The sequence below is a fragment of the Actinoallomurus acaciae genome (assembly GCF_042429965.1).
Classification (GTDB): Bacteria; Actinomycetota; Actinomycetes; order Streptosporangiales; family Streptosporangiaceae; genus Actinoallomurus; species Actinoallomurus acaciae.
In genome coordinates this window covers 1-5,276 of record NZ_JBHLZP010000542.1, presented here as the reverse complement: position 1 = coordinate 5,276, position 5,276 = coordinate 1, and the positions used below count along the sequence as shown (strand labels likewise).

The following is a 5,276-nucleotide window of genomic DNA, read 5'->3' as shown; positions in this document are numbered from 1 at the left end:
CGCCGCCCGAGTCGCCGGCGCGCGGCGTCCGCTCCGGCCCGGCCTCACCCGTGCGGCCCGGCCCGATCCCCTCGCCCGCGCCCGAACACGAGGGCCGCGACGACGAGAGCCGCGGGATCCGCCGGATCTTCTCCGGCGGCGGTCAGGGAGACGGCGACTACGAGCAGCGGGTGCGCACCGCGTTCGAGGGCGCGCGCCGGGTCGTCGTCCTCGGCTGCACCGGCGGTGCCGGGCAGACGGTGACCGGGCTGATGCTCGGCCACACCTTCGCCCAGCACCGCGGCGACCGCATCGTGGCGGTGGACGTCAACCCCGGCTCCGGGGCCATGGCACGGCGCACCCGCAGCGAGACCCGTGAGACGCTCACGTCGCTGATCACACACGCCGAGCAGGTCACCGGCTACCAGATGATGCGCCGCTACACCTCCGTGGCCAAGTCCGGGCTGGAGGTGGTCGCGGCGGGCAAGAACCCGGTCCAGGCCCTCGACGACCGCGACTACGCGCTCGCGATGCGCACGCTCGACCGCTTCTACGCGATCACGCTGCTCGACGCCGCGGCCGCGGTCGTCGCCCGGGTGCTGCCGTACGCCGACCAGATCGTGCTGGTCGCCCCGGCCAGCTCCGACGCGCCGCGGGCGGTCGCGATGACGTTCGAGTGGCTCGACGGGCACGGGTATGAGGACCTGCGCTCGAAGGCCGTCACGGTGATCAACGGAGTGAGCCGCCGCAGCATGGACGACGTCGAGCAGGCCGAGTCGGTCGCGCGCGGCCGCTGCCGGGCGCTCGTGCGCATCCCCTGGGACGACCATCTCAGCCTCGACCGGGCACCGCGCAACGAGCTGCGCGCTCTGCGCGCCTCGACCCGGAAGGCCTACATTGCGCTCGGCGGCGTCGTCGCCGGCGGTCTCGTCCAGGTACCCGACCGCTACCCACGGCAGGAGGCCTCGCGATGAGCCCGTCGCCAGGCGGTGCGTGCAGAGCGCGGCCGAAGACCGTGTGGCCGAAACACCTGTCCGTCCGCGGAGTGAGTAAGGAGCGGGGAGCCACCGAATGAGTAGGACGTCCAAGGTCCGCAGCAGGCTGGCCGTGCGGTATTTCGACGACCGGATCCTGCTCACCGACAACGCGGCGTGGGCGTACTTCCGGCTGCCGACGGTGTCGTACGAGTTCACCACGGCCGAGGAACGCGAGGCCCTCGCCACCAACATCACCATCGCGATGGCCGGCATCCGCATGCAGGACGCCGAGATCCATCTGCGGATCGCCCACCGCACCTACCCCGCGGCCGAGTGGGCGCTGGCGCTCGACCAGACCTCCGACGGCGGTCCGGGCTGGCGCGACTACCTCGAGGAGATGTACGCGCACGTCTGGTCGAAGGACTTCTGGACCAAGGAGGTCTACCTCGGCGTGCGGCTCGGCCCCCGCGGGGTCGGCGCACAGCTGTCCGGGGGAGCCTTCCGCCAGCTGTTCGGCTTCTACAAGCGCAGCGAAGAGGCACTCGGCCTGCACGACGACGCGATCTCGGCCAAGGAGATCGGGCGCTGGACCGAGCAGGCGGAGCGGATCGGCCGGGCGCTCAGCGGCAGCGCGCTGTACGCGCGGCACGCGTCCTCGACCGAGGTCGCCTGGCTGTTCCAGCACGCCGCCAGCGGGGCGCTCACGGACCCGCCGCCGTCGGCCACGCCGCGCCGCACCTGGGGCGCCGGCGAGATCGAGACCCTGGTCGAGGGGGCGATCATCAACGGCCGGTCCTACCTGCGGATGGAGCAGCCGGTCGGCTCGTCGTACGCCGCCTACCTGTCCTTCGCCCGGTTCCCGGACCTGATGCCGTTCCCCGACGGCGAACCGTGGCTGCACTTCGCCGACGCGCTGCCGTTCCCGGTCGAGGTGTCGGCGCGGATGAAGCTCGTCCCGCCGGCGAAGGCCTCCAAGGACGTGTCGCGCAAGCTCGCGCACGCCCGCGACATGGACCAGCACATCCGTGAGGCCGGCGCCGAGGCGCCCATCGCCCTGGCCGAGCAGATCGACGCCGCCCGCATGCTCGAGCACGGCATCACCAAGGAGCGGCTGCCGTTCGTGTACGGCTGGCACCGGCTGATCGTCTCGGCGCCGACCGAGGAGCTCCTCCAGCAACGCGTCGACGCCGTGGTCGAGCACTACCGCGACCTCGGCATCGACATCGTGTGCTCGACCGGCGACCAGTTCTCCCTGTTCTGCGAGTCGTTGCCCGGCGACCGGATCCGGGTCAACGCCTACGCGCAGCGGCAGCCGCTGCGCACGATCGCCGGCGGCATGCCCACCGCAACGGTCGACCTGGGCGACCGGCTCGACGAGAACTCCGCCGGATGGGTCGGCCCCTACATCGGCGAGACCCTCGGCCGCGCGCGCTCGGTGGTGCACTTCGACCCGCTCGTGGCCGCCGCCCGCAACCGGCCCACCGCGGTCGCGATCACCGGCGAGCCCGGCGGCGGGAAGACGACGCTGGCGCTGCTGCTGATCTACCAGATGGCGCTGCGCGGGGTCACGGTCGCCGCGATCGACCCCAAGGGCGACGCGGAGTCCCTGGTCGAGCTGTTGAGACGACGCGGCCGTCGTGCCCGCGTGCTGCCGCTCGGCTCGGCCGCGCCGGGCCTGCTCGACCCGTTCAGCTTCGGCGACGACCTCGCGGCCAAGAAGACCATGGCGACCGAGACGCTGCGGCTGCTGCTGCCGCGGATGTCGGAGGAGCGCGAGTCGGCGATGATCCAGGCCGTGGGCGCGGTGGCCAACCAGCCGCAGCCCTCGCTCGGCAAGGTCGTCGACTATCTCGACGCCTCCGACGACCCGGCGTCGAAGAACCTCGGCGCCGTGCTGCGCTCGATGTCGGAGATGCGGCTCGCGCGGCTGTGCTTCGACCCGTCCGGCGGCGAGCGCATCGACACGGCCGGGTGGACCACGGTGTTCACCCTCGGCGGCCTGACCCTGCCCGACGTCGCCATCAACCGCGACGACTACTCCTACGAGCAGCGGCTGTCGGTCGCACTGATGTACCTCGTGTCGCAGTTCGCGCGGCGGCTGATGCACGGCCTCGACCGTCACCTGCCGAAGGCCATCTTCCTCGACGAGGCATGGGCGATCACCCAGACGCCGGAGGGCGCCAAGCTGATCCCCGAAGTGTCACGTATGGGGCGATCCCGGAACACCGCCTTGATCCTGGTCTCACAGAACGCCGGGGACCTCTTGAATGAACAGGTGACGAACTGCCTGTCGTCGGTCTATTCGTTCCGCTCGACGGAGCGCAACGAGGTCGGCAACGTGATGGCCCTGCTCGGCGTGGAGAACTCCGACGAGCACCGGGCGGTCCTGCGGAACCTCGGCAACGGCGAGTGCATCTTCCGCGACCTCGACGGCCGCGCGGGCCGCATGGGGGTCGACCTCGTCTCCGACGAGCTTCTTCGCTGGCTCGACACCAACCCCACGCGCTCCAAGCCCGGAGAGACCGCGGCCCCGGACGGCCGCGGTGAGAACGGGTCGCCCCCCGGCCCGCACAACGCTTCGCACGACCCGGCGACCGAAGCCACCCAGGAGGTCCCGCGATGAGGGTGCCCCCCACCCGCCGCCGGCGAAAGGCGACGGGGCCCAAAAAACCCCGACGGAAGCGCAGGTCGCTTCTCATCCTCTGCCTGATGGCCGTCTTCGTCCTCAGCCCGCTCGGCGTCGCCAGCGCGGCACCGGCTCCTCCCCTTCCGTCGGCGCCGGGATCGAATCCGAACGACGCCTGCTCGCCGGCCGACCATCCCTCCCCGGAGGAGTACGGGTCCGGCATCGACGGCATGGTCAAGCCCCCCGACTACCCCAGCCAGCAGCTGCAGAAGTCGCCGTCGGAACGGCTGACCTACTACGACCGTTACGGCACCGAGGGTCAGTCGTGGCACGCCGTCGACATGGGCTGCTCGGACGCCATGGCGATGGTGGGAAACTCCATCTCCAACGTGGTCTTCACACTGGCGAAGGCCTTCGACCGGACGACCATCACCATCTACCAGGCGGCGGCCTCGGAGTCGTTGCTCGGCTGGTTGAAGAAGACCGTCGACGGTGTCATCAAGGGCATGGGCAACACCTTCGGCGCCAAGTACTGGTCGTGGGTGGTCATCCTCGGCGCGTTGTGGCTGGCCTGGTGGGGACTGATCCGGCGACGAGCGAGCCGGGTCGCGGAGGGCACCATCTGGATGGTCATGGCGATGGTGGCCCTCGTCTGGCTGATCGGCAGACCCAGCGACTTCACGACGCTCGGCACGAAAGTGTCCAACGGCGCGACGGCGGCCTTCAACGCCGCGCTGCCACAGAGCAACGCCAACGCCTCGGCCTGTATCCCCGGCGGGCCCGCGGCGCAGCAGGCGGTGCAGAACGACGCGGTGACGCGTAACGCCAACGGCCTGTGGGTGACGTTGGTCTGCAAGCCGTGGCTGATGGGCGAGTTCGGCACCGACGACGCGAAGAGCAAGATCGTGCAGGACAACGGCGCGAGGCTGTTGTCGTCGCAGGCGGTCGACCTCAGCGAGACCTACTCGGGCAAGAAGCCGGACATCAACCAGAAGGCGGATGACTACAAGGCCGTCACCAAGAACATCAAGGACAACTATCCCGGCGTCTATCCGCTCTTCCAAGGGAAGAACTGGACATCGCGCCTGGCGGTCTCCTTCGGTGCACTGCTCGCGGCGCTCGTCGCCGGCCTGCTCGTCCTCATCATCGCGGTCATGCTGATGGTGCTGAAGATATCGTTCCTGCTCCTGTTGGTGGCGGGGCCGATCTTCCTGGGGATCGGCATCCATCCGGGGATCGGGCGGGTCATCGCCATCCGGTGGTTCGAGCTGTTGCTGTCGACGCTGCTGAAACAGGCGGCGCTGATCGGGGTGCTCGCCCTGCTGCTGTGGTGTTACGGCCTCGTCATGGCGGAGAGCCTGCCGTGGGGTTTGCAGATCCTGCTCATCTCCCTGGTGACGCTCGCGGCGTTCATCTACCGCAAGCCGTTCCAGCATCTCTTCGCCGCCGTCGGCTACTCGGCCGTGGGTTCACGCAGGAGCGAGGAGCATCTCGAGCAGGCCGTACGGGAGACGCGCAAGCGGACCACCGCGGTCGCCACGGCGGCGGTGCCCGGGGCCGCGGGCTATCGGTTCGGCCGCTGGGGGGCGAAGCGGGAGACCGGAGCCACGACGACGGCGCCGAGCCTCGTCATGATCGACGACGCGCGCGACGGCGAGCAGGCCGGCGGCGCCCCGGCCGGGTCCGAGCGGCGG

At 70.4% G+C, this 5,276-nt stretch carries 3 protein-coding genes; all 3 read left to right on the top strand.

The genetic code is table 11. From position 1 onward, the window contains the following. Positions 1–953: MinD/ParA family ATP-binding protein (locus ACFFNX_RS41295; RefSeq protein ID WP_378211637.1), on the top strand; the 953-nt coding region annotated here is incomplete at its 5' end. A gap of 97 nt (positions 954–1,050) precedes the next feature. Continuing rightward, on the top strand, positions 1,051–3,579 hold the full coding sequence (locus tag ACFFNX_RS41290) for an ATP-binding protein (protein WP_378211636.1): 2,529 nt from the start codon (positions 1,051–1,053) through the stop codon (positions 3,577–3,579). Positions 3,580–3,665: 86 nt separating this feature from the next. After that, on the top strand, positions 3,666–5,276 hold a 1,611-nt coding region (locus ACFFNX_RS41285), incomplete at its 3' end, for a type IV secretion system protein (protein ID WP_378211635.1).

Excerpts from the sequence above, each read along its gene's own strand:
- ACFFNX_RS41290 (WP_378211636.1), top strand. The coding sequence starts at position 1,051 with ATGAGTAGGACGTCCAAGGTCCGCAGCAGGCTGGCCGTGCGGTATTTC.